The following is a 21,452-nucleotide window of genomic DNA, read 5'->3' as shown; positions in this document are numbered from 1 at the left end:
AACGAAACATTAAAAATGAATAATTAAAAAGACAGCCCAACGCGGTAATACACCACGGCACTATCCGGTTTTAGCCAGTCGGGGTGTGCCAACGGCCAGCCAACCGTGATTTGTTGTGAGAGATATTGATTCGCGACGCCAGCCCCTACCGCTGCGCCCCACAGCGTACCTGCGGTTTCGCTTTCAGCTTTCTGTGAGAAAAGATGCCCGCCGTCCACCGCCGCCGTCAGGGTAACGCTGCCCAACAGCGGCAGCTGCACAGCCCGCCAGTTGAGCTCGTTGCGCCAGTAACCGCCACGATTGCCTGAGAGATACTGCTCTTTAAAGCCCCGTACGGAAGTTTCCCCACCCAGCGTGACCTGTTCACCGCCATACAGGCGCTGCGGTGAATACTGGCCATAGAGGTTGGTGAGGTAATGGAGGTTATCAGTGATCGGATAGTAATAACTCGCGGCCAGCGTCACTTTGTTGAATTCGGCACGCAGCGCATCATCAGATTTGCCTTCATCGCTTTCCGCGCCGAACCAGCGCGTTCCCCGGCTGTAAGCAGGGTTGAACGTCGCCAGCCCGCCCCACAGTTTCTGACTGTGATTGATGCCGATAATCGCGCTGCTGAGTTTACGGCTGCTGGATTGCAACAAAACGTCGTTTAGGTAGTTCTGCCCGATACGGTGCGACATGCCCGCCGAGAGACTGGTTTTCATGTCACCATTGCGGAATATCACGCGTGACAGCGTGATGCGATGCGTCTGGCTATTCCCCGTTGAATGCCAGAGAAAATCCCGGTTGATGAAATCGTTACGGTAACGGCTTTGAGAATAGTCGTAGCTGAGCGTCCAGTAACCATAGGGTAACGACAACCCCGCATGCAGACTTTCGACATTGCTACTATCGCGAAATTCGCTGCTGTGCCCACCGTTGATAAACCACTGGTCGGCCAACCCCAGCACGTTATCCGCCCACAGGCCGCCGTTTAACTGCCGTTCCCCGGTACTTTTTTCCCCGCTATTATCGAAACTGATATTCGCCGTTAGCGGAATCTGCTTTTTACTGGTCAGGTTGACGATGGAATAACCGGGCTGGCTGCCGGGCTGAATTTCTATGCTCACCTGCTGCGTCGGCATACGGTTGAGCTGTTCCATGCCCTGTTCAATATCCCTGAGATTGAGAATTTCGCCTTCCAACCCAGGGAAAACCTGCTTTAATGCCCACGTTGATTGGTTATTAATATTAATAGATTCGAGGCGACCTTCCAGAATATCGATCTGCAATACGCCGCCAGAAAGATCCTGCTCAGTAATAAACGCACGACTGGTAATATAGCCCCGTTCGATATACCAATTACTGACGTCATGAATCAGCTGATTTATATCATTAACATTAATACAACGATTAATATAATCTTTATTTAACTTTTTCTTATCTCTTTCACGCAGCAGCGAGCTATTGCGATATTGAATATCTTTAATGAAAAAACAGTGTCCGGCATTGCTTGACGCAATAGAATTCACCGTCGTTTGTGGCTGATGTAATTGCAATAAGGAATTGCGCTGCTGTCGGGATTGATCGATCACCTCGGCCTGGCGTTGCTGAATGTTATTTCGGTCTGCCGGATTAAGCGGCGCGGAAAATACGGTATAGGAAAATAGCGCAGGCATGATAATAATCAGCCTGAAAAAACCACGCATGGTTTCATCCCTGATGATAATAATTTTTTGTCATAGTAGTGTCGTTAATTACCTAGCTCAATATGTCAGGTAATATATAATTTTATGGTAACGAATTTGCGTTAAGTCGGGATAAAATATCTCCCTAACCAATAATTTCAGGCCCATTACATCTCGTCATACAATACTGTACACTTCATGACCTTTTTTTGTCGATACGTCAACCGGCAAACACCACCCCATAGCGTTTTTGATGCATCATATTGTATATTAGCACCTCATCGCCGTAGGTTATTACGGCACTCATCTCTATTTATCTCACCACGTTGTACAGTGCGCTCTGGGGGAACAGTGAATTATCCAATTGGGCAAATCAACCACAGTTATCTGGGTTCCAGCGTTTACACGATGCTGCGCGAGGCATTAATTACCGGTCAATTCAAACCGGACGATCGCCTGAGAATACGCGAGCTTGCCGCTCAGGTAGGCACCAGCGTCACCCCAGTGCGGGATGCGATCCTGCAACTGGCGAAGGAACAGGCGCTGGTGCTCAAAACGCCGCGTGATATCCGCGTTCCCCAGTTGACCGAAGCGCAATTTATCGAGATTCGCACATTACGGTTGTCGCTGGAAGGCACGGGAGCCGAGCAGGCTGCTGAAAACATTACGCCGAAGATGCTGGAGCAGATTGAAGAGAATATTCGCCAGAATCGTCTGGCGATTGACGAGAAAAATCTACGCGAAGCGCTGCGGTTAAATAGCGAGTTTCACCTGTTTCTGGCGCAGGCCGCGCGTATGCCGCTGTTGACGCAGTTTATCGGCAGCTTGTGGATGCGCACCGGCCCGCTGATTGCACAGGCCTATGCGCATTTTTCCGAGCAGATGGCGATCGAACATCATGAAGATGTCCTCGCGGCGCTACAACAGCACGATACCCGTGCCGCTCGACAGGCCATTCAAGCCGATATTCTGGACGGAAGTACAACGATGCTGGACTTTATTGCGATAGAACAATAGTTTATCCCATTATGCCGCCGTGAGTCGTGGTAACAAGCCGCGAATCAGCAGTCGGGTTTCTTTTGCCTGACTGATAAACGCGGGCAGCAGCGCGGTAAAGCCGGATTCATCAAGCGATTCTGCGGTGTGCTGAGTGCACAAACGCAGCGTTGAATTCTCATCCAGCGCCAGCCAGCAGCCTTTCATCGCCGCCATTTCAAAGTTGAGCATCAGCATGAGTTGGTAAACCGCCGCGCTAACGTCCCCCTGAAATCGTATCACATCGCTGTGTAACAGCAGCACGCTGCTGCTGGCGGGGACCTCTAACACCACCGCTTCCTGTCCGTCAGATTCGCGTAGCGCACAGATGCCGTCCTGCAAACTCAGTTGACTACGACTGAGCGAACCGTAATGGCGCAATAGGCGAGTAATATGCTGTTGTGTGGGGGTCATCCTGTTCTCCTTTAATCACCATGTGTTATTGACGATCAGCTGTTAAGTTGCAAGCCTTCCTGCTGTAACTGCCGCAAAGCGTTGGCGGTAGCCGGACTGGCTTTAGCTATTTCGCCGCTCAGTTTGTAGCTTTGCGGTACGTTTTGATCCTGCCCGTAACTGAAGCTGACGCTACCGAGCAGTTTATTCATGCTGACGCCCGCGCTGCTTGAGGCGTTAACGATGATCGCTGGGGTATTGAACCCTTCGCTCTTCTTTACCGTCTGCGAGACATCAATGCTGGCGAGACGTAAATTACTGCCGTCTTTAAACAGCGCGATGATGTCATCTTTACCGTGTGTTTTGTCCTTAATGCCCTTCTCAATCTTCTCCCGCACATCGTCTTTCAGCTCCAGAACAACCGTCACCGACGCTCTGTCGTTATCCTGCAAGCGGCTCACGATATCCTTCAGTGCGGGATTGTCCGCAATCAGTCGATTAATGCGATCGGCATTGCTCGGCGGCAGCGAAGAAAACAAATGATTGCCGATGACCTGGAACAGCCCGTTTTCCGTCAATTTGCTGAGATTGGTGTAGGATGTCGTGTGTTTAACGCTGTCCAGTGTGGCGCCGTCGCGTCGCGCAACATCCTGCCGCACGTTCAGCTTTTTCAGGCTCATCAATCCCTGATGCTGATCGTCAGTTTTTGCCGTTTTATCCGCAAAGTGCTCATTCAGGATGGCTAATTGATCGTCCGGATCCGCTATTTTTTTCACACCGTCAATCAAAAGCTGGCTGGCCGGATCGCTGAACGCGGAGCTCAGCGTTTTGGTCAGGGAATCGATGTCCTTTTTTTCCAGCGGTTCGGCTTTCTTCAAGCCCAGGCTGATCGACTGGTTAGTGCGTGAGTCTGCCGCCACATTCACCCCGATGCTGGCCGAGGTGAAGAACGGGACAGAGCCATCCGACGTCGTTCTGGAAGCACCGGCGCTCAGGGTCGCGTTTGCCCCCATCGCGGCCTGATTCATGAAACGCAGGCGATTGTCGGATTCCGTGTAGGTTGAGGATTTTTCACCTTGTGCAACGCTGGACGAACTGGTGGCTGACAGCACATTGGCGCTAGCCGTCAAGCCAACGGATCCGCGCAGCGTGGCGCTGGTTGGCTCTGCACCTTTTCCCGTCAGGTTTATACCGCCGCGTAGCTCCAGCGCCGCGTTGCTATCCAGATTGAAGCTAACCGTTTTACCGGCCTTCACGCTGTGCTGCTCCCCTTTATCCAGCAAGGCCAGCGGGTTGATCGTGCCGCTCGACAGGCCGTCAATAAAACCTGGCAGTTCTTCTTCGCTAAGGGTGAAATTCAGGGCGTTTTGCTGCGCCATTTGCAGGCTGGCGGATACGCCGAATGAGGCGCGAACATCCGGTGCAAAGCTGTGTTTGCTATTAATACCCTGCGTCATCTGTTCCGTGGTTTTCCCTGTCAGATACTGGCTGACGTCATACCCACCGGAGAAGCTCACTTTACCGGTGATGCCACCTGAGCGCTCGAAGGCGACATTGATGCCGTTTTCACCGCGAGAAAAACTCAGATTGTAATTCCGTTCCCCGCTGACACCGCCGCCCGGCACCGGAGGAAAAGGTAATGGCGTACCGCTGACCGCAAACGACATGGATGCTCCGCCGCCATAGGTTCGATTAAAGGCGATGCTTTCGTTGCTATCCAATGACAGGATGGTCGCCTTCATTTTATCAATCATGTCCGTCTGGTTGGCCGCCTGCATCACGGTTTTCGACGTTACGCTGACGGCATTCTCTTCTTTCCTAAACGCCTTCATAAAGGTTTTCACCGAATCATAATCCGCTTCCAGCGCCTTATGGTTGGTGAAGCCCATGTCAGTCATCTTCTTCACTGGGTTTTCGCCGTAGTCCCCCTGACGCAGTGCGTTAAGCTCTTTCATCATCGAGGCCAGTTCTTTTTCACCTGGCGATGTGCCGGATAATGCATCAATGCGATCGGTCAGCTTGTGCAAATCCCCCATCACTAAGATATCCAGCACTAGCCGCGTTTTCGCCAGCGACAAGGCGTCACTGGTATCCCGATGCTGTCCAAACCCGTCGCTATTCGGCTTTTGAGCGATCGGCGTTTTGCTGTCTACAAAGGCTTTGAGCAGCGCGCCAGCCGTACTCGTTTTCGATGAAGGGTTACTTTCCATTGCCGCCAGCAGTATCGGGGCCAGATCTTTTTCTCTGCCGTGCACGCTGGCAGGCTTGCCTTCCGTGTTTATGACACCGTTATCGTTCACCACGCCCTGTTGCCTGCCAATAAGCAGGGCAGCTTTGGCCGAGCTGCTTTCCAGTTCGGTATGGAACTGTTTGAGCAAGTTCACCAATGGTTTCCCTTTCTCGCCCAGATCCAGCTTATCTATCTTACTTTCCAGATCCATCGCCGCGTTCTGGGGCTGGCCCGTCGTGGCATCCAGTTTTTTCAGTAACTCAGTCTGCATGTCGTAAACGGGCTTCAGTCCTTCACGCCCGTTGATCTGGTGCTGAACATGATCAGCAAAGGTTTTTAACGGCCGGGGGACGTCCATAGAGAACGAGACAACATGCGCTCTGAGCAAATCTGACAGCTTGCTTTTCACCTGCTGTGACTCTTCGCCGGTTTTACCCAGAACCTGTACATCGGCTTTTACCGTGACCCCGGTCAACGCTATCTTCGCCCCTTTTGTCGCGACATCAAGCCGACCAAACACTGTTTCTGCGGCACGCGCTTCCGCGGGTAATGGCGCTTCCCCTTTCGGTACAGTCGTTTTCCACGCGTTGCCTTGCAGGGTATGGATCTCATGATCGTCATGCGCCACCTGCAAATGATGCTGCGCATCCGTGCCCAGCGAATTGACTTTCCCCTCAATCGGCGTCTTCACCGGTTGCCATTGGGCAGTGTCATGATTAGCCGCATTTTGCCAGTCGGCCTTCGGCAGTTGGAAAAGCTGCCCGTCTTTGTTCAAGGCGAAGAGCGTCTGCTGGTGATCCAGCGTGATGTCCTGGATCTCACCGGATAACCCATTCTTAGGCAACGCCAGCGGTGGCGCGGCGAGTTTATCCGTTCCCGGTTTGATCTGGTGGAAATGCAGATCGCCCTGTTTATCGACGACAATAAATTTATTGCGGTTGAGCACTGCCATCGCCGATACACCGTCGTCCTTAGCGATCCCAGGAAGCGCCGCGCCCGCAGACGGCATCATACGCACCTGCGGCAGCGCAAAAGCCGTGTTGTCGCCGTGCGTAAACGAGCCGGATTTCTGATTGATGGACAGCGGCGTGATTTCACCGTCTTTCAGCGTGTAAGCCTGATTGTCTAGCCCGCGCTTCAGTTGGCTGGCTTCGACGCTGGACGCTTCCCAGTTTTGGGTATTGCCATTATAGAAATGGACTTTGCCGTCCTGTAATCCGATTTTCCCTAGTCGTCCCAGATCTAAGGTGTCTTTCGCTACGGGAGCTGTTGTCGTCAGTCCCAGTTTGTTATCGACGACCAGACTGTCGCTCAGGTTCCACCCCGGCGTTGGCGACAGCCCATTTTGTCCCAAAGAAGCGACGTGTTTTTGTCCCTGACGATCGGTGGCGAGCGCCTGCGGACGGCCGAGTTCATCATGGGCAAATCCAGTAATACGATGGTCGTTGCCCAGCACCGCATTCAATTCCGGCGTACTGACCGGGGTTAATGTAACGTGGTGTTCACCTGTTTCAGGCCGCGGTGCATGGTAAAGTTTGCCGTCATTATCGGCAATCAGCAGATGTTCTGCGGTTAACCCCACTGCTTTCGCATACACCGGCTCGCCATTGTTCTGCTTGAGTTCCACCGGCTGCGGCGCGGCATCCAATGCGTTCATCAGATGCAGTTGCGTAAGGTGATCCTGCTCGGTCAGCACGGCCGATTGTCCATTCTGATTGGCGGAGAACGACGTAATCTTACCGCTGAACGTGGCTGACTCCGTTCCCGCCGAAAGATTACTCAGCGTGTGATCATCTTTAACCGCATACAGTTTCCCATCCCCCTGCCGGGATAACTGGCTATGCGGAACATCGCTGCTTTGCTGCCAGATACCAAACTCGGTGTTTAGCGCAAAAAGTTTGCCGTCATGCAGGCGCAATTGCTCGCCCGCGCCTGAAGCTAAATCAGGCTGTCGATGAATACCGGTCAAGAGCTCATGGTTCATGCGCCCAGATAGCGGCACGTTGGTGGATTCACCCGCTTTTGTTTGTAGGGAGATATAGTCTGGCGTGGATTCCAGCTTTACGCTACCTGCGCCCGATTTGCCCGTCGGCATCGCGCTACGACCGCTGCTGTGAAATGCGATATGCTGAGCTTCATTGCTTTGAATTACGAACAATCGCCCTGATTTATCGACTAGCGCATGCTGCTGCATATCCTTATTTTCATGGTGGGCAACGAACGGCTGGCTATTTTTCCCGATGGTCTGTTGTAACAATGTGGTCAGCGCCTCCGGCAAGCCTTTGCCGAACTGAAGCTTACCGTGGCTGTCCAACGTGATATCAGATTTAGCCGCAGGTGGCGCAGCACTGTTACTGCTGATTTTGCTCTCAGCCGCCGCGGTGAAGGCAAAACGCGGCAGGCTCTGGATAGGGCCGCCTGACGTCAGTGAATCGCGCGATGGACGCGGTAAGGCCTTCTCCATGACTTCCGATGAAAATAATTTGCGTAAGGTAGTTGAACGCGCGGCCTGACTCTTCACCTGGCTGCTGCTTCCCTGCTCCAGCTCGGGTGGCCTATTTTTATCATGCAAGCCTTGCTGAATCAGGGATTGTGCGCCTTTTTGGCTTGCACTGGTGCTACTGCCCTGCGATAACGATGTTTTAGCTAATGTAGCTGGTGCAATCTCCGAAATGGACAGACCAGGCTGAACATGCTGGATTTTCTGCATAACGAGTTCCAAAGATGATGAGGTGAACGTATCGGTTAAGTGGTCATTTTCCCCTTCTGGTTCCCATCATTTTTCTCTTCCCTGACGGGGAACCACATCACGCCGCCCTTCACTTAATACGCAACAGACGTAAGCCTGTTAATAACCCATAGCAAGGGAGCAGTGCTTCCGCCCTGCTCCCTATCTTCTTTTCGTTTTTTTGTTTTAGCTGGCGAGCTTTTGCAGCCCCATATTGACGATGCGGTCACCAATCATGGCTGCATCAATACCCAGAGAGGCGCCACCATTGCCGCGCGCATTCAGGTTGGTATTGCCGGTATCACCTGCGACCGCACTCTTGATCATACCCACAGCCTTCATGAATTTATCCATGCTGCCTTTGGTCATGCCGTCGTCATCCGGTTTGCTCAGCGCTTTCGCCCAGGATTTGTCATCCTGCTTCGCCGTCTGCCAGTTATCTTTCTGATATTCCGGCTTGCCGAAGACTTCAGGATATTGATCCATAAACTGACCAATTTCTTTCGCCATCGCCCGATCTTCTTTATCCACGAAGTAACGAGTCGGGCTGTCATTGTGTGTGCTGATGTTGTTCAACTCCTGCAAACCGGCCTTTTGCCCAACGCTCATTCCCAGTGTGCTGCCCAGTTGATTGAAAGCGCCAGCGCCACTCAAACCCTGCAAACCGTTGTTACCCAGTTGCAGCGGTGAAGTTTGCCCTTTCGCCTGACTCAGGCCGTTGCCCAGAATGGCGGACAGCGCATCGTTAACGCCTTGGGTATAGGCAGAAATTTCCGATGACGCTGGCTGCTTGTTGCCGAAAAGTCCACCCTGTTGTTGCGACATGCCGCCGCCCAGCAGATCTTCCAGAGCGCTAAACAACAGGCTGCCCATCATGGCCGATGGATTCATGGCATTCATACCAGCACCCAGCGCCCCGCCCAAGCCACTGCCCAGTGCGCTACCGAGGCTGCTGCCAAGACCGCCACCCAGTCCTCCGCCCAACAAACCGCCACCTAATCCACCCAAGCTGCTGCCCAAACCGCCGAACCCACCGACTAGGCCGCTACCCATCAGGCTGCCCATGAACATCATGGTTGTCATAATATCGGACAGCTGCTCTGCGATGTTGCTGCGCTGGCCACCAGACGCCGACTGCGACGACGAACCGCCCTGTCGTGAAGACTGAGATTGAAATAAATCGCTGTTACCACCCGCCTTGATCGTGATTTGTAGAGAGGTTCCGCCACCAAGAGAATTAAGCATAATGTTTCCTTAATGAATAAATGGGTTATGAAAGCGCCAATGGATGTGCGGTCAGCCCGCGTAATTGTGACACTCACCCATTAAGTGATTTTCTTGCCTGCGCGGTTCCCGTCTGATGCATAAAACGCCTGACTTTTTCACCCTTCATCGTGGCGGCAGACCCGCCAGACGCCACAGTTCATCGATCGCCGTGAACGACTCATTTAATGTGGATAACGTGCGGCGTAAGCACAGATGTTGCTGTTCATCCAGACTCAGGCTACAGGCTGGCAGCGCATCAGCGTCCAGAAAACGACGTTGTAATATTTGCCGCAACATACCGGGATAATGGTGGGTCGGCGCCAACGCTAAGACGAGCGCGACCGGCCGCGCGGGGACCGCCGTAAACCACAGTGTGACGCCCGGCTGTACGACCCAGCAGGCCGTCGGTGTGGTTTTCAGCGCCATAAGAAAATCATGCCGATTGTCGAATACCGCCGCTACCTCACTCATCCACGCTAACCCTGCTGTAATCTGCCGGGCCGCTCCGCAGATCGGGCTGCCACCAGATGATGAGCTGCCGCGTTTCCGGCTGCGGACGACAAGTGACCGAGGCACAGTTGGCTACCTGCCGCGGTGCATTACAGGCGCTCAGCAGGAGTGCTATCAGCGCGATAGACAGTGCTTTGTAGTTCATGAAAATGTCCTTTATTAGCTTGGGCAATTAACGAGACGAGTGGGCTGACACATCGACCTTGCCCTCCCAGCTTTCCACTTTCACAGGAGGCGTTCGGGAGGGGCAAATGTCCTGCGGGCATCAGCCCACGCGACCGTTTATCGGGATGTCAGCACATGACGCCGGGCGGTCTGAGACGCTAGCGCAGGTTGCAACGCCAGAAACACCTCGCTGGATTCCCCCGGCGCCAGCGTTGTTTTGGGCCATGCGGCTACCGCAAGCGTACGGCTACTGGCACAGGCGGCTTCATCAAAACGCTGCGGCTGCGTTCCGCCATTGCGCACAACGCCGACGCTCAGGCGCACCTGACCGTTGTCGTACCACTGATAGCGAGCGCTGTCGTAGATCAAGCCTGATTGTGAGCGACACACCTCGCTCAATCGCGCACCGTTGCTGACAGTCTTAAATCCGGCGGGAAGCTCACGGCTGGCCAGATCGCGAAAGGCGCCTTCAATCAGGCTATAGAGATCCGTTTTACCGTTGCGCTGCGCGACGCGATTCATCGCACCGTTCAACTGCTGGCGATTGGCGGGGGAAACATAGCGAGTGGGATCGGTTTGATCGCCGACAAGGTGCGGCGTCAGGATGAACAGGCGTTCACGGCGAGAGACTTCGTGACGCGTCGAGGTAAACAGTTTCCCCAACAGCGGAATATCCCCAAGGATCGGAATGCGCCGATCGCGATCGCCGCTCTCCTCGACGTGGAAACCACCCAACACCAGGGCACGGTTCTCACCAATCAGTGCCTGCGTGCTGACAGTGCCCCGTTTCACGCCCGACGCTTCACCTTCGCGCCCCGTCTCAACCTGACCATCTTCGATATCGATAACTAACTGGATGCTGCGCTGTGCGCCTTCGCCGATCACACGCGGCGTCACCTGCAGGCTAGTACCCGCAGTCACCGGTTGAATGTCTGCAACACGTTCGCCCGTCGCAGTGATAAACGCCGTCCGGCTGAAATCGACAATCGCGGGCTGATTTTCCAACGTCAGTACGGAAGGATTCGCGACAATGGAGGCCGTTCCTTCCCCTTCCAGCGCCTGAATATCGGCGAAGAAACGTTTGAAATCGCTGACAAACAGGGTGCTTCGCCCCATCATCATGGTGCTGCCCGCGCTTACATTGCCGAGCTGCGCCTGCCAATTCGCTTCCAGCCGTGACAGAGCGGTACGGTCCACATCCAGAATAATGGCATCAATGTTGACCAGATTTTGCGGCACATCGATTTGGTCGACGAGCTGCTGATACTCCGCCCGACGTTTTTCATCATCCCGAATCAACAACGCGTTATTGCGTACATCGGCAGAAATCTTGCCGCTTAGCGTCTCGCGGTTCGATGTATCCCCACGGTGACCCGGATTATTACGAGTTGCCAGCCGGGTCATCAGCGAACGCGTACTGTCCCGCATCGCTTCCATCCCCGCATCCGGTTGCACAGGCATCGGTCCCGATGCGCCCGCCGGTGCCACACGCTGACCATCCATCAACTCATTAAGAATGGTCGCAACGCCGGGAATGGTGACCTTCTGATCGCGATATTGCAGCGTCCGGTCGGATACCGAGGCATAGCGCAAAGGGAAAATCATGACCTTACGCCGTTCGTCCTGTTTTTCCCGCTGCTGGCTGAAATTACGGATCAGATCGATATACGCCTGCGGGCCGGTGACCAGCACCACGCCTTCTTCCGGTAACTCCCCCCAGCCGAAGCGCGCATCGAGCAATCCGATACCACTGAGCGCCTGTTTAATATCAGGCGCGGCATCCGGGGAAATCTCCAGACGCACCGATGCCTGTTCGTCCTGCGGGCTGACGTACAATGTGTTGTTATACACAAACCACTGGAAACGGTGCTCCAACGCCAGCCTGTCGAGAAACAGCACGGGGGTCTCCGCCCGAATTTTCGCCGTGACGTCATTGTCAGCAATGTTGCCCAGCACCAAATCTACGCCGTGACTGTTGGCAAAATCCGTCAGAATCGTAGACAGCGGTGTTTGTTCGGCAGAATAGGCGTACGCCCCCTTGTTCCAGTCGGCTGGCGTGGCGGCGTGCGCCAGCGAAATTACCCCATTCATAGGGATAATCCCCATTAGCAGCACCGCCCAGCAAAACCAGCGATAGACCGCCAGCAAAATGCGATATGAGCGATGATGCATCAATCCCTTACGCATGTCGTTCTCCTTGCAAAAAAGCCAGCGTGTTCAGATTCAATGGAGCGGAAACGGGCGCCTTTGCGCGCGGCGTAAGCATGCTTAGCCAGACGTCCCGTTGATTAAGTAGGGTTTCCAGGCTGCGGCAGATCTGCATGACATCATCAGCGTCGGGCCTCATCCATAGCCAGAGTTGTTCATCCTGTGCCGAGAGCGACAGGATGGCGGTGTCATCCTGAAACTGGGCGTGGGCGGCATCGGCCAGTTGCAATGCTCGTGTTAGCATCGACTCATCCGGCAACGTGCGCAGCGGAATGACCGCGCGGCACGCCACGCCCGATGACTGCCGCACTATCGCCACCGCGCCGCCGTCAATCTCCAGCTTCAACATCGACGTTCCTCCGTTTAGCCACCGCTCCAGCATCACGGTCAACTCAGTTGAAGTCATTGATGATAGCCTTTGCCAGACCGTGTTTAACGCTCAACAACTGCCCGACAGCCCAACTGGCATTAGAATAATCCATGCTGGCCTCAAAAAAGGCGTAGCTATCCGCCTGACTGGCGCCGCCTTCGGCAACATTCAGCGCAATATCATCCAGTTGTTTCTGCGAATCGACCAGATGCGCGTCAAGACGACGCTGGATTGAGTTAAGGGACATCGCGCGCTCTCCTCATAAAGTAGTTTTCTCACAACACAGGTTTTGGTCGTTGACTTAAAATCGGCCATTGACCTGATAGTGAGTGGTTAACCCCGGCGAGCAGTTCCCCTTGTCAATCGCTATTTTGTCAGCCGCAGCGTCACATCGCGGTAGGATACTCTGGCGGCATGAGCTGTTTTACCGCCTGCGGCCAGCTCAGCGACATCACGCCATGTGCCGTAATCAGCTTCATGGCATCGTTATCCAACGCTTCGTCGCTGGCAAGACGCCATTCCAGATGCGCATGGGCATCCAGCCAATGCTGCACATCGGCAAGCTGGGCAGGATGGCAGTACAGCGTTCCCCGGCTTTCCCCCTGCTGTTGCTTCAGCAACTGCCGCAGTAAGGCGTGATGGCGCGACGGCGCAGGTGTTTTATCCAGCACGTGCGCCAGCGCATCGCGCAGTAGCTGTCCGGCTTGCGTAATCATGGCCTGTTCCATCTGCATTCGGTCTTGCCGAACACCCTGCAACAACACATTTGCCTGCTGCCAGAATTCTGCTTCTGCCTGTTCTACGGCTTGCGCACACAGCATTCGGGCACGTTCGTGCGCTTGCGCCACGATCGTATCGGCCTGCGCATTGGCTTCTTCCCAAAGTGTCCGACTGCGCCGATGTGCCGCAATCCGCTCCGCCGGAATAATTGCCGTTTCATCCCGACTGGCGCCGGGTAATGTCACAAACGTTTTCGTCGTCAGCATGCTTCGTCCTTAGCAAAATAAATAAAAATGAGGGGATTATGCTGACATCGATGCTTTCCAGATCAGGGCATCGCACAGCGCATTGAGTCTGGCGGCAGGCAATGGCGCCGCCGAGATAGGATGATGATCGGGCCAATCGCGCGGATAGAGCAGCCGTAGACGTGACCAGCACGCTTCACCATAGCGAAGACGCAGTAGCAACAACGCATCCTGATAGCTGGTTGCAGAGGACTCCGACAGCAATGGCGCGGAAGATGACGCAGAAAAGGTGATCCCCGCCGGTAACCATAAGCCCGGCCGCAATGCCTTTGCCAACCGCCCACACCATATGCCTTCGGCATCAGCGCGATCCGGGTTACGTATGGGCTGGCAAACCCGCGCCATCAAGCGTAATACCGTTTCCCGCTGTGCGGTATCCAGCTTGCCCATCTGCATGAGTGAAGCTTGCGGATCCGGCGGCAACCTCGGTGGCAGAGAGAAATGGCGATGAAGCTGTTCGGCGTTCACATGCAACCAGTCGCGGCGCTGCGGCGACACGGGTAGCGCAACCTTCCCGCTCCACCAACTGGGATCGGCTTGTAACAGGCAGTCCTCTGCCCACCAGGTCAGCCAGGCAAGCGGTGTGAGATCGTCCGACTCATGCCGTTGGCTCTGCACTTGTGTGGTCATTGTGACGACGGCTCCCCCGCTTTTTTCTGCTGCCATTGGCGCAGGTAAGGCATGCCTACGCGCCAGCCTAACAGACCGACCAGTAGTAGGCCGAACAGCCCCGTACTCCACTGCCAGCGTCGCATCTCATCCGGCGTGAACGTGAGTGGCCCCAGCGTAACAACCGGGATCGTATCCTGATACGGCGCTGCCGGAACAAAGACGATCGCCAGCTCTTTATCATCCTTGCCGGACAGACCGGGGATGCTGCTGGCCACCATTCGGCGGATGCGCGGTTCCATCCCATCCGGATCCAGTTCAGCACTATATTTGATAAACACCGCTGCCGAGGCAGGCTGAACCGGCTCGCCGGGGGCGATACGCTCCGGCAGCACCACGTGAACCCGCGCCACCAGCACGCCATCGATCTGCGCCAGCGTTGCTTCCACTTCCTGCGATAAAGCATAGATATAGCGGGCGCGCTCTTCCAAGGGCGTCGATATCACCCCACTTTTCTGAAACACCTCGCCCAGATTCGTCCGCGATTGCTTCGGTAAGCCCGCCGCATTAAGAATATTGACGGCACGTTCCATGTTTTTTGCGTCGATCACAAGCGTAACGCCGGTTTTATCAACCCGTTTCTCCGCGCCGATCTGATAACGGCCAAGCATCGAAATCACTTCGTTGGCATCGTTCTCCGACAGCCCGCGATTCAGCTCAATCGGCTCGCCGCAGCCAGCTAATAGCCCAATCAGCAGAAGAAACACTCGCTTATCGATTTTCATAGGCCGCTACTGTAAGTTGGTGAGTTTTTCCAGACTCTGAACACTTTTCGCCACCAGTTTGGCGCTCAGCAGACTCTCCAGATAGAATGAGGACAGCGTTCGGGTTGCATCCAGCACATCCTTTGGATTATTGGAGCGCATCGACTGGCTGACGTCGCGTTCGGCGGATTTAAAGATCCCGTTAAGCCCTTGTGATTTTTCCGCCAGCGCGCCGAGCCACTGGCTATTACTGCTTTCTGCCGTCATTGGTGCCGACGACAGCGCCGCGCTGAACCAGGACACATCCTGATTCGTGGCGGAAAAGGAAAAAGACGTGCCGTTGTCCGCCGGCGGCGCATCCCCCGGCTGAGACAGCGTACTGCTATGATTAATTTTCATGGTGTGGATTCCATCACGGATGGATAAAATAAAGCCGGAGCAAAGCTCCGGCTCGTTGACTCATAATCAGAACTGGATTGCTTTTGCCGCTTTCTGCCCAGAGTTGAGTGATTTAGATGCAGAATCCATCTGACCATCCAGAATGGAGTTTTCCGTATCCAGCGCAATTTTCTGAGCCTGAGCGCCTGCTGCACGCGTCAGAGAACCAGCCATCGCGGTATCCAGAGTCTGAGAAGCCGCCTGAGATGCAACCTGAGAAAGTCCTAAAGCCATGATATATCTCCAAATATAATGAATGTTTACGATGGTGAACTGTCATGCTGTACATACAGTCATCTTGTTCATTCATTAAGTGGAAGAGCGGGTCAGTGAGTTCCAGCAGAAAGGAAATTCTTTCGGAAATAACATCATTCTGTAGACAAGAACAGTGTGAGGGGCAGAACTAGCCTAGTTTTCGCTGCGTTTCCGGCCGTTAGTCATCGTAGTTTTTCTTTTAAAATAAGAAAAAAAGTTATTGCCTTACCGAAAGATCGTAAGTTATTCCCAATTTGCAGGAACATTTTACCTGTGTAACTGGCAAGGATGCGATATCTAAACCTATGCCATACTATTCTCGTCACGCTGCCAGATGGTCGCCATGCTCACCTTAAGTACCAACACCGGATTGTGGTTTAGACTTGTTTTGATTTCGTTTGCCAGCGCTTTGCTGGCGCTGCTTGTTGGGCAGGGCATTTTAGCCAGGCTGGAACAGACGCAGTTGCAACACTATAGTCAGGACGTCCTCGATCAGGGAGTCGCCGTCGCGAATGAAGGTCGGGAAACCATCAATCGGGTGCTGACGCTGAATAACACGCCTTGTTCCAACGCCGATCTGAAAGAGTTACGTCTGATCTCCTTTTACTCTGTTTATCTGCGCGATATCGGGCGTATCAAGGACAACTATCTCATCTGCTCCGCAGGCTGGGGGATTCTCAACCCACCGATTTATCTGCTACCACCTAACCTGACAACGCCAGAGGGCGTGCAACTATGGACGGCGATGAAAAACGTGGTTGATCCACGCATTACCGCCGATATGGCCAGCATGAACGATGTCGTCACGATTACCGCCGCCGCTGCATTTAGCCGTTTCGTTCATCCGCCTGCTGAATACAACGCCATGTTGATAACGCGCAACCTGAGTCATATCTATCAGACCTTTGGCGATATCGATCTCTCGGCGTTCAGGCAGACACAGCAGCAGAATAACGCGTGGCTGACTATGGGAAAACGCAAGACATTTTTCTGTGCGACAAATCAGGATATCTGCGTACTGGCTCAGTTAGATTCTGCGGGTATCCTGTATCGTCCGTGGTATATCATCACCGCCCTGCTTTTTGTCGGAGCGCTCATCGGCGCCAGTTTTACCCTGTCCTATCAACTCTACGACGATCGGCATCAGGCTTTGCCATCACAGCTTAAACGCGCAATCAAACACCAGCGACTGCATGTACATTATCAGCCGCTGATTAGCCTGCCACAGCGCGCGATTATTGGTGTAGAGGCGCTGGCGCGTTGGAAGAATGAGCGTGGTGATAATGTCTCGCCTGAGCTTTTTATCGGTATTGCTGAAGAAATAGGCTATTCCTCCGAGCTAACCCGCATCATCACGCGTCAGGCGCTGCGAGACATGCAGCCATACCTCACGCAGGAACCGTCCTTTCTTCTTAGCATTAATCTGTCTGTGTCTGACATTGTTTCGCCTGATTATCACCATTTCCTGAAGCAGTTGTGTGACGAACTGGGGATAGACAAAACACGTATCATGTTAGAACTGACTGAGCAGTCGAGCACATCCCACAAGGCGCTGGCAGATGGCCTTGAGGCCTTACGCCGTTCGGGCTATAAGGTCGCGCTTGATGATTTCGGTACGGGATATTCCAACCTTGACTATCTGAGCCATTTACCGTTCGATATGATCAAGATCGACAAGATTTTTGTCGGCGCCATCGGTACCGACTCAGTGAATGCCGCTATGGCAGATCTGCTATTCACCCTGGTCAAAAAACTGGACGTCCCTGTGATTATCGAAGGGGTAGAGACTCGTGAACAAGCCGCCTACGTTCTGCAACATTGCCCATCGGCGATTATTCAAGGATGGTATTTCAGTCGGGCGGTGGCATTGCACGATCTACCGGACATCCATCACTATCCGTGCCCGCCGATAGAAATGGTGTAGCCAAAAACAGTGTAAATAGAAACAGCGCAACCTGAACGTTGACCTGGGTATCCCGACAGGTCAACGTTCGATATTCAGCCCTCATGCCTGACAGGCTTCCCCGCCCCCGGCGCACATCTCTCGCACCGTCACATTCAGCACTTTCAGTCGATGATAGAGTGTCCGCTTGGGGATCCCCAGTTCCGCAATCACTTCGTCAATGCAGTGGCCGTGGCGGCGCAGCGCATCCTGAATCAGAAATTTTTCAATTCGCTTTAACCGATCTTTGAGTTGCAAAGGACGCGGGTGCAGCAGCGGCTGAATTTCAGCCAAGGGCGACAGCCCCATTGTCCAGCGCTCCGCTGCCGCCTTCAGTTCACGAATATTGCCTGGCCAACTGTGGGTCAGCAGCTGCTCGTAAATGTCTGCCGTCATCGGTGGTGGCGTCATTTTCAGACGCACCGCCGCTTCCTGACTAAAACGTTGAAACAACGGCAGAATGAGATCGCTACGAGAACGCAGCGTCGGCAGTTGAATCTTGACCGTATCAAGACGGAAATAGAGATCGCGTCGAAACAGCCCTTTTTCCACTAATTGCAGCAAAGGCGTTTGCGTCGCCACAATCACACGCATATCCACGGGCGTAAACTGAGTGCTTCCCAACCGCTTTACGCCGCGGCTTTCCAGCACGCGTAGCATCTTGGCTTGTAGCGTCATCGGCATACTGTCGATCTCATCCAGAAACAGAATCCCCCTATCCGCACTTTCCAGATAGCCCGCGCGGGAGCGGTTCGCGCCGGTATAAGCGCCCGACACCACGCCGAATAGTTCGCTTTCAGCCAGATTTTCAGGTACGGCGGCGCAGTTCACCGCCACCAGTGGGCCGCTGCATCGGGACAGCCGATGAATGCGATTCGCCAGCGTATCTTTTCCCGTACCGGTTTCACCTTCCAGCACGATATCGACATTAAGGGGAGCAATAACATTGATGATTGGCGACAACGATGAGTGAATATCATCGGCCATAGACGGGGATGATTCCGACAGCGGCAGGGAAGAGTCTAATGATGACCGAAAGTCCGCTGATGACGCCTTCTCTACGGGTGAATGATCGAATGATGAATTGTGCTGTCTGTCCTGACGGTAATGATTATTCATTGACTACTCCTAGAGCCCAAACGGGCTAACTGACTGCCTTCCATAACGTGGATTCCACCGAAAATCCGTGGCGTTTCTCCGCATAACGCACACTGATTTCATCACCGGCGGAACGATGACAAGCATTACCGCCATTGAATAATGAAACCATCAGGCATCGCTGAACATCAGGTAGGAATTCCAGAGCAATTTGTAGGGAAATACCTACAAAAAACGATAAAAACAAGAAAAAACAGCCCATTATCATTTAATTAATACGCAGGAAAGCGAAAGGATATCGTTAGGAAATGGTAAGCCTCAGTAAAGGGATTCAGCGACGGTTGAATCCCTTTTATCTGTTCTCCTTTTCACGGCGAATTCCCACTGCTAGGGAATTAGCTTCTTACTCACAACATATTTCACGATCTCCACATTGGTACTGAACTGCATTTTTTCCATCAGACGCGCCTTATGAGTGCTGACCGTTTTATTGCTGATCGCTAGCTCATTGGCGATGGCATTGATGCCCATCCCCTGCGCAAACATAATCATGATCTGATGCTCTCTGGGCGTCAGTACATCGTGTTCGGCTCTGCCCCCCTCCGCGTAGTTGGAAAACACCAGTTGCTCGGCAATTGTGTGGTCGATATAGCGAGCCCCCTGCGCCACACGGCGGATCGCCGATAGCAGGGCTTCCGGGTCCTTATCTTTGGTGATGTAACCTCTGGCGCCGCTCTTCAGCGCATGCTGTGCAATCTGCGCTTCGCTGTACATACTGAGCACCAGAATCGGCAGATGCGGATGTTGCGCCACCACGCGTGAAATCAATGCTTCACCGCTGATACCGGGCATCGACATATCCAGCAGCAGCAAATCGGGCTTCACGCTGCGCAGTTGTGCCAGTACCTGAGCGCCATTTCCGGCTTCGGCGACGACGCTCAGCGACGCATCCAGCGCGAAGATCTGCTTGAGCCCTTCACGCATGATGACGTGATCGTCTGCGATCATTAAACGTATTGGTTTGCCCATCGCTCATTTCTTCCTTTTGTTGTTCTTATCCCGCGATTAACGGGTATCGCCATTTTTAGGAAACGTTAACTGCACCAGCGTGCCTTTACCGGGCTCACTTTCAATCACGACTTCGCCTCCCAGCATCCGCCCTCGTTCTTTCATACTCATAAGCCCGAAAGCGTTTTTATTTTTAGCCTGGGAATCAAAACCTTTGCCGTTGTCTTTGATGCACAGCACCACACAGTCTGGCTGATTATCCAGCGTAATGCGTACCTGGGTAGCGCCGGCGTAGCGCGCGACGTTAGTTAACGACTCCTGCACGACGCGGAATGCTGCTGTGGTGCTTTCGTCATTGAGCGCCAGCGGTTCCCCCAGCGTTCGTAGCAGACAGGTGGCGCTATAGTGCCGGTTAAATTCGTCGCACAGCCACTCCAACGCAGGTGTAAGCCCCATATTCAACACATTCGGTCTGAGCCGGGTCGACACATTACGCACCACCTGAATCGTTTGGTCAGCCAACTGCATCAGCTTTTGCAAATGCGCCTGCATGTCAGGATTTTCCTTGGCGAAACATAAGCGCATCAGCGACAGGCTCATGCGGATCGTGGTCAAATGCTGCCCCAGCTCATCGTGAATTTCCTGCGCGATATGCTTACGTTCTTCCTCACGCGATATCTCACGCTGGCGTGCCAGCAAACGCAGTTGCATATGCGAATCAGCCAGTTTTTTCTCCGCATAGCGCATCGCGGTAATATCTCGCCCTACGGCCAGAATCGACACCAGCGCGCCATGCTGGTCAAACTCCGGCACACAGCGAATATGGTGAATACTTTGATAGCGCTGATCGCCTTTCCCCCGCGACTCCATCACTTCACCTTCTGCGCTGCTGCGGGTATAAACCACCTGATGCACCAGCTGTTCCATGCGGATTGCACACACTACTCCGGGCATCAACTCCGTAATCATACGGCCCCGAAGTTGCTCTATGGTGAAATCCAGATGTTTTAAACTGGCCGCGTTGGCGTACAGGCAATTCAGGTTGGGATCGAAGCGAATAATCAAATCCGGCGTGTTCTCAACCAGCGCGCGAAATTCCTGCTCTCGCGCGTAGGCTAACTGTTCAATATGTTTACGTTCCCTGATATCTCTGACGACACACATGCTGTAGCTACGTCCTCTGTGTTGGAAATGTGTGAGATTAACTTCTACGGGAATAGCCATGCCTGAGCGGGTGATGTGTCGGGTTTCAAACGTGGTAGCCACGTCTGATTCGCACTCCTGCGGCCGGTCCGGTGACCGATGATCGGCGCTCCAGAACGGGTCGATATCGACAACGCTAAGATGCATGAATTCCGTAATGCTGTAACCCAGCGTCTGGCTGGCGGCCTCATTGACATAACAAAAACGCTGATCTTCATTGACGATATAAATCGCGTCCTTGATGCGACCAAATGCAAAATCCACCAATTCCAGCTCGAGAGCCTTGATCTTTTGATCGGAACGTAACGGTTGGATGAACATCATTGCCATCTCCTTATTTTGAATTAAGACACGTGTGCTGCCACCCGCCGTGCAGGTAGCACGATACGGCGTCTCAACATTCCAGAAGATGGACAGGAAACCCTGCAACAGCATAGATGCGACCTGATATCACGGCGTGCGACCCACTCACTGAGCGGCAACCGCCACCTTGAGCAAGGCGGTTGCCATAGCAGTCAGTGAAGTACGGTAGGTGCAG

Annotated in this window: 19 protein-coding genes; 2 read left to right on the top strand and 17 right to left on the bottom strand. The window is 53.6% G+C overall.

Translation table 11 applies throughout. The annotated features are described in order from the left end of the window. Window positions 1–23 precede the first annotated feature (23 nt). Window positions 24–1,688 carry a ShlB/FhaC/HecB family hemolysin secretion/activation protein gene (locus RFN81_RS09170; RefSeq protein WP_264498780.1) on the bottom strand — a complete coding sequence of 555 codons (1,665 nt, stop codon included), beginning with the start codon at window positions 1,686–1,688 and terminating at the stop codon, window positions 24–26. Window positions 1,689–2,018: 330 nt separating this feature from the next. On the opposite strand from RFN81_RS09170, the gene RFN81_RS09165 reads away from it, so the two are divergent. After that, a complete protein-coding gene (locus RFN81_RS09165) occupies window positions 2,019–2,684 on the top strand; it encodes a GntR family transcriptional regulator (protein ID WP_264498779.1) in 666 nt (221 codons plus the stop codon). Between the two features lie 9 nt (window positions 2,685–2,693). Here RFN81_RS09165 and RFN81_RS09160 read toward each other — a convergent pair whose 3' ends face one another. From RFN81_RS09160 to RFN81_RS09100, 13 genes are all read right to left on the bottom strand, one after another. Then, window positions 2,694–3,116, bottom strand: a complete 423-nt coding sequence (locus tag RFN81_RS09160; protein ID WP_264498778.1) for a type III secretion system chaperone — start codon at window positions 3,114–3,116, stop codon at window positions 2,694–2,696. A gap of 35 nt (window positions 3,117–3,151) precedes the next feature. Beyond that, the gene (locus RFN81_RS09155; RefSeq protein ID WP_264498777.1) at window positions 3,152–8,035 is read right to left on the bottom strand and encodes an AvrE-family type 3 secretion system effector; all 4,884 of its coding nucleotides are present in this window, start codon (window positions 8,033–8,035) and stop codon (window positions 3,152–3,154) included. 204 nt (window positions 8,036–8,239) lie between these two features. Then, window positions 8,240–9,298, bottom strand: coding sequence for a type III secretion protein HrpN (locus RFN81_RS09150; RefSeq protein WP_319800198.1), 1,059 nt, complete (start codon window positions 9,296–9,298; stop codon window positions 8,240–8,242). A 144-nt stretch (window positions 9,299–9,442) separates the two neighbouring features. Beyond that, window positions 9,443–9,790 carry a type III secretion protein gene (locus RFN81_RS09145; protein ID WP_264498776.1) on the bottom strand — a complete coding sequence of 116 codons (348 nt, stop codon included), beginning with the start codon at window positions 9,788–9,790 and terminating at the stop codon, window positions 9,443–9,445. Continuing rightward, window positions 9,783–9,974, bottom strand: a complete 192-nt coding sequence (gene hrpT / locus RFN81_RS09140) for an HrpT family type III secretion system protein (protein WP_015840420.1) — start codon at window positions 9,972–9,974, stop codon at window positions 9,783–9,785. The genes RFN81_RS09145 and hrpT overlap by 8 nt, the downstream gene beginning before the upstream one ends. 137 nt (window positions 9,975–10,111) lie before the next feature. Continuing rightward, window positions 10,112–12,181 carry a type III secretion system outer membrane ring subunit SctC gene (sctC, locus tag RFN81_RS09135; protein WP_264498775.1) on the bottom strand — a complete coding sequence of 690 codons (2,070 nt, stop codon included), beginning with the start codon at window positions 12,179–12,181 and terminating at the stop codon, window positions 10,112–10,114. After that, a complete protein-coding gene (locus tag RFN81_RS09130) occupies window positions 12,174–12,608 on the bottom strand; it encodes a type III secretion system chaperone (protein WP_264498774.1) in 435 nt (144 codons plus the stop codon). The genes sctC and RFN81_RS09130 overlap by 8 nt, the downstream gene beginning before the upstream one ends. Continuing rightward, window positions 12,595–12,819, bottom strand: a complete 225-nt coding sequence (locus tag RFN81_RS09125) for a type III secretion protein HrpF (protein ID WP_264498773.1) — start codon at window positions 12,817–12,819, stop codon at window positions 12,595–12,597. Before RFN81_RS09125 ends, RFN81_RS09130 begins: the two co-directional genes overlap by 14 nt. Before the next feature lie 139 nt (window positions 12,820–12,958). Continuing rightward, on the bottom strand, window positions 12,959–13,558 hold the full coding sequence (sctL, locus tag RFN81_RS09120) for a type III secretion system stator protein SctL (RefSeq protein WP_264498772.1): 600 nt from the start codon (window positions 13,556–13,558) through the stop codon (window positions 12,959–12,961). 36 nt (window positions 13,559–13,594) lie between these two features. Then, window positions 13,595–14,227, bottom strand: coding sequence for a type III secretion protein (locus tag RFN81_RS09115; RefSeq protein WP_264498771.1), 633 nt, complete (start codon window positions 14,225–14,227; stop codon window positions 13,595–13,597). Next, complete coding sequence (sctJ, locus tag RFN81_RS09110; protein WP_264498770.1) at window positions 14,224–14,991, bottom strand: type III secretion system inner membrane ring lipoprotein SctJ; 768 nt, start codon at window positions 14,989–14,991, stop codon at window positions 14,224–14,226. Before sctJ ends, RFN81_RS09115 begins: the two co-directional genes overlap by 4 nt. A gap of 6 nt (window positions 14,992–14,997) precedes the next feature. Next, entirely contained in the window at window positions 14,998–15,369 is a 372-nt protein-coding gene (locus RFN81_RS09105) for an EscI/YscI/HrpB family type III secretion system inner rod protein (RefSeq protein WP_264498769.1), read from the bottom strand. 66 nt (window positions 15,370–15,435) lie between these two features. Continuing rightward, the gene (locus RFN81_RS09100) at window positions 15,436–15,642 is read right to left on the bottom strand and encodes an Hrp pili protein HrpA (protein WP_009112561.1); all 207 of its coding nucleotides are present in this window, start codon (window positions 15,640–15,642) and stop codon (window positions 15,436–15,438) included. Between the two features lie 364 nt (window positions 15,643–16,006). Here RFN81_RS09100 and RFN81_RS09095 point away from each other — a divergent pair, with 364 nt between their 5' ends. After that, entirely contained in the window at window positions 16,007–17,587 is a 1,581-nt protein-coding gene (locus RFN81_RS09095) for an EAL domain-containing protein (RefSeq protein ID WP_264498768.1), read from the top strand. Between the two features lie 81 nt (window positions 17,588–17,668). On the opposite strand, the gene RFN81_RS09090 is transcribed toward RFN81_RS09095, so the two are convergent. The 3 genes from RFN81_RS09090 to RFN81_RS09080 all read right to left on the bottom strand — a co-directional run bounded on the left by RFN81_RS09090 (window position 17,669) and on the right by RFN81_RS09080 (window position 21,238). Then, the gene (locus RFN81_RS09090) at window positions 17,669–18,724 is read right to left on the bottom strand and encodes a sigma 54-interacting transcriptional regulator (RefSeq protein ID WP_264498767.1); all 1,056 of its coding nucleotides are present in this window, start codon (window positions 18,722–18,724) and stop codon (window positions 17,669–17,671) included. 366 nt (window positions 18,725–19,090) lie between these two features. After that, on the bottom strand, window positions 19,091–19,732 hold the full coding sequence (locus RFN81_RS09085) for a response regulator transcription factor (RefSeq protein WP_264498766.1): 642 nt from the start codon (window positions 19,730–19,732) through the stop codon (window positions 19,091–19,093). 36 nt (window positions 19,733–19,768) lie between these two features. Next, complete coding sequence (locus RFN81_RS09080; protein ID WP_264498765.1) at window positions 19,769–21,238, bottom strand: PAS domain-containing sensor histidine kinase; 1,470 nt, start codon at window positions 21,236–21,238, stop codon at window positions 19,769–19,771. Window positions 21,239–21,452: the final 214 nt, after the last annotated feature.

This window comes from Pectobacterium cacticida (assembly GCF_036885195.1).
In the GTDB taxonomy this organism is placed as follows: Bacteria; Pseudomonadota; Gammaproteobacteria; order Enterobacterales; family Enterobacteriaceae; genus Pectobacterium; species Pectobacterium cacticida.
The sequence above is the reverse complement of the archived record's forward strand: the minus strand, read 5'-3'. Positions and strand labels throughout refer to the sequence as shown.

Excerpts from the sequence above, each read along its gene's own strand:
- RFN81_RS09105 (WP_264498769.1), bottom strand. The coding sequence starts at position 15,369 with ATGAAAATTAATCATAGCAGTACGCTGTCTCAGCCGGGGGATGCGCCG.
- RFN81_RS09100 (WP_009112561.1), bottom strand. The coding sequence starts at position 15,642 with ATGGCTTTAGGACTTTCTCAGGTTGCATCTCAGGCGGCTTCTCAGACT.
- sctJ (WP_264498770.1), bottom strand. The coding sequence starts at position 14,991 with ATGAAAATCGATAAGCGAGTGTTTCTTCTGCTGATTGGGCTATTAGCT.
- sctL (WP_264498772.1), bottom strand. The coding sequence starts at position 13,558 with ATGCTGACGACGAAAACGTTTGTGACATTACCCGGCGCCAGTCGGGAT.
- RFN81_RS09160 (WP_264498778.1), bottom strand. The coding sequence starts at position 3,116 with ATGACCCCCACACAACAGCATATTACTCGCCTATTGCGCCATTACGGT.
- RFN81_RS09090 (WP_264498767.1), bottom strand. The coding sequence starts at position 18,724 with ATGAATAATCATTACCGTCAGGACAGACAGCACAATTCATCATTCGAT.
- RFN81_RS09155 (WP_264498777.1), bottom strand. The coding sequence starts at position 8,035 with ATGCAGAAAATCCAGCATGTTCAGCCTGGTCTGTCCATTTCGGAGATT.
- RFN81_RS09080 (WP_264498765.1), bottom strand. The coding sequence starts at position 21,238 with ATGATGTTCATCCAACCGTTACGTTCCGATCAAAAGATCAAGGCTCTC.
- RFN81_RS09130 (WP_264498774.1), bottom strand. The coding sequence starts at position 12,608 with ATGACTTCAACTGAGTTGACCGTGATGCTGGAGCGGTGGCTAAACGGA.
- sctC (WP_264498775.1), bottom strand. The coding sequence starts at position 12,181 with ATGCGTAAGGGATTGATGCATCATCGCTCATATCGCATTTTGCTGGCG.
- RFN81_RS09095 (WP_264498768.1), top strand. The coding sequence starts at position 16,007 with ATGCTCACCTTAAGTACCAACACCGGATTGTGGTTTAGACTTGTTTTG.
- hrpT (WP_015840420.1), bottom strand. The coding sequence starts at position 9,974 with ATGAACTACAAAGCACTGTCTATCGCGCTGATAGCACTCCTGCTGAGC.
- RFN81_RS09170 (WP_264498780.1), bottom strand. The coding sequence starts at position 1,688 with ATGCGTGGTTTTTTCAGGCTGATTATTATCATGCCTGCGCTATTTTCC.
- RFN81_RS09115 (WP_264498771.1), bottom strand. The coding sequence starts at position 14,227 with ATGACCACACAAGTGCAGAGCCAACGGCATGAGTCGGACGATCTCACA.
- RFN81_RS09150 (WP_319800198.1), bottom strand. The coding sequence starts at position 9,298 with ATGCTTAATTCTCTTGGTGGCGGAACCTCTCTACAAATCACGATCAAG.
- RFN81_RS09125 (WP_264498773.1), bottom strand. The coding sequence starts at position 12,819 with ATGTCCCTTAACTCAATCCAGCGTCGTCTTGACGCGCATCTGGTCGAT.
- RFN81_RS09085 (WP_264498766.1), bottom strand. The coding sequence starts at position 19,732 with ATGGGCAAACCAATACGTTTAATGATCGCAGACGATCACGTCATCATG.
- RFN81_RS09145 (WP_264498776.1), bottom strand. The coding sequence starts at position 9,790 with ATGAGTGAGGTAGCGGCGGTATTCGACAATCGGCATGATTTTCTTATG.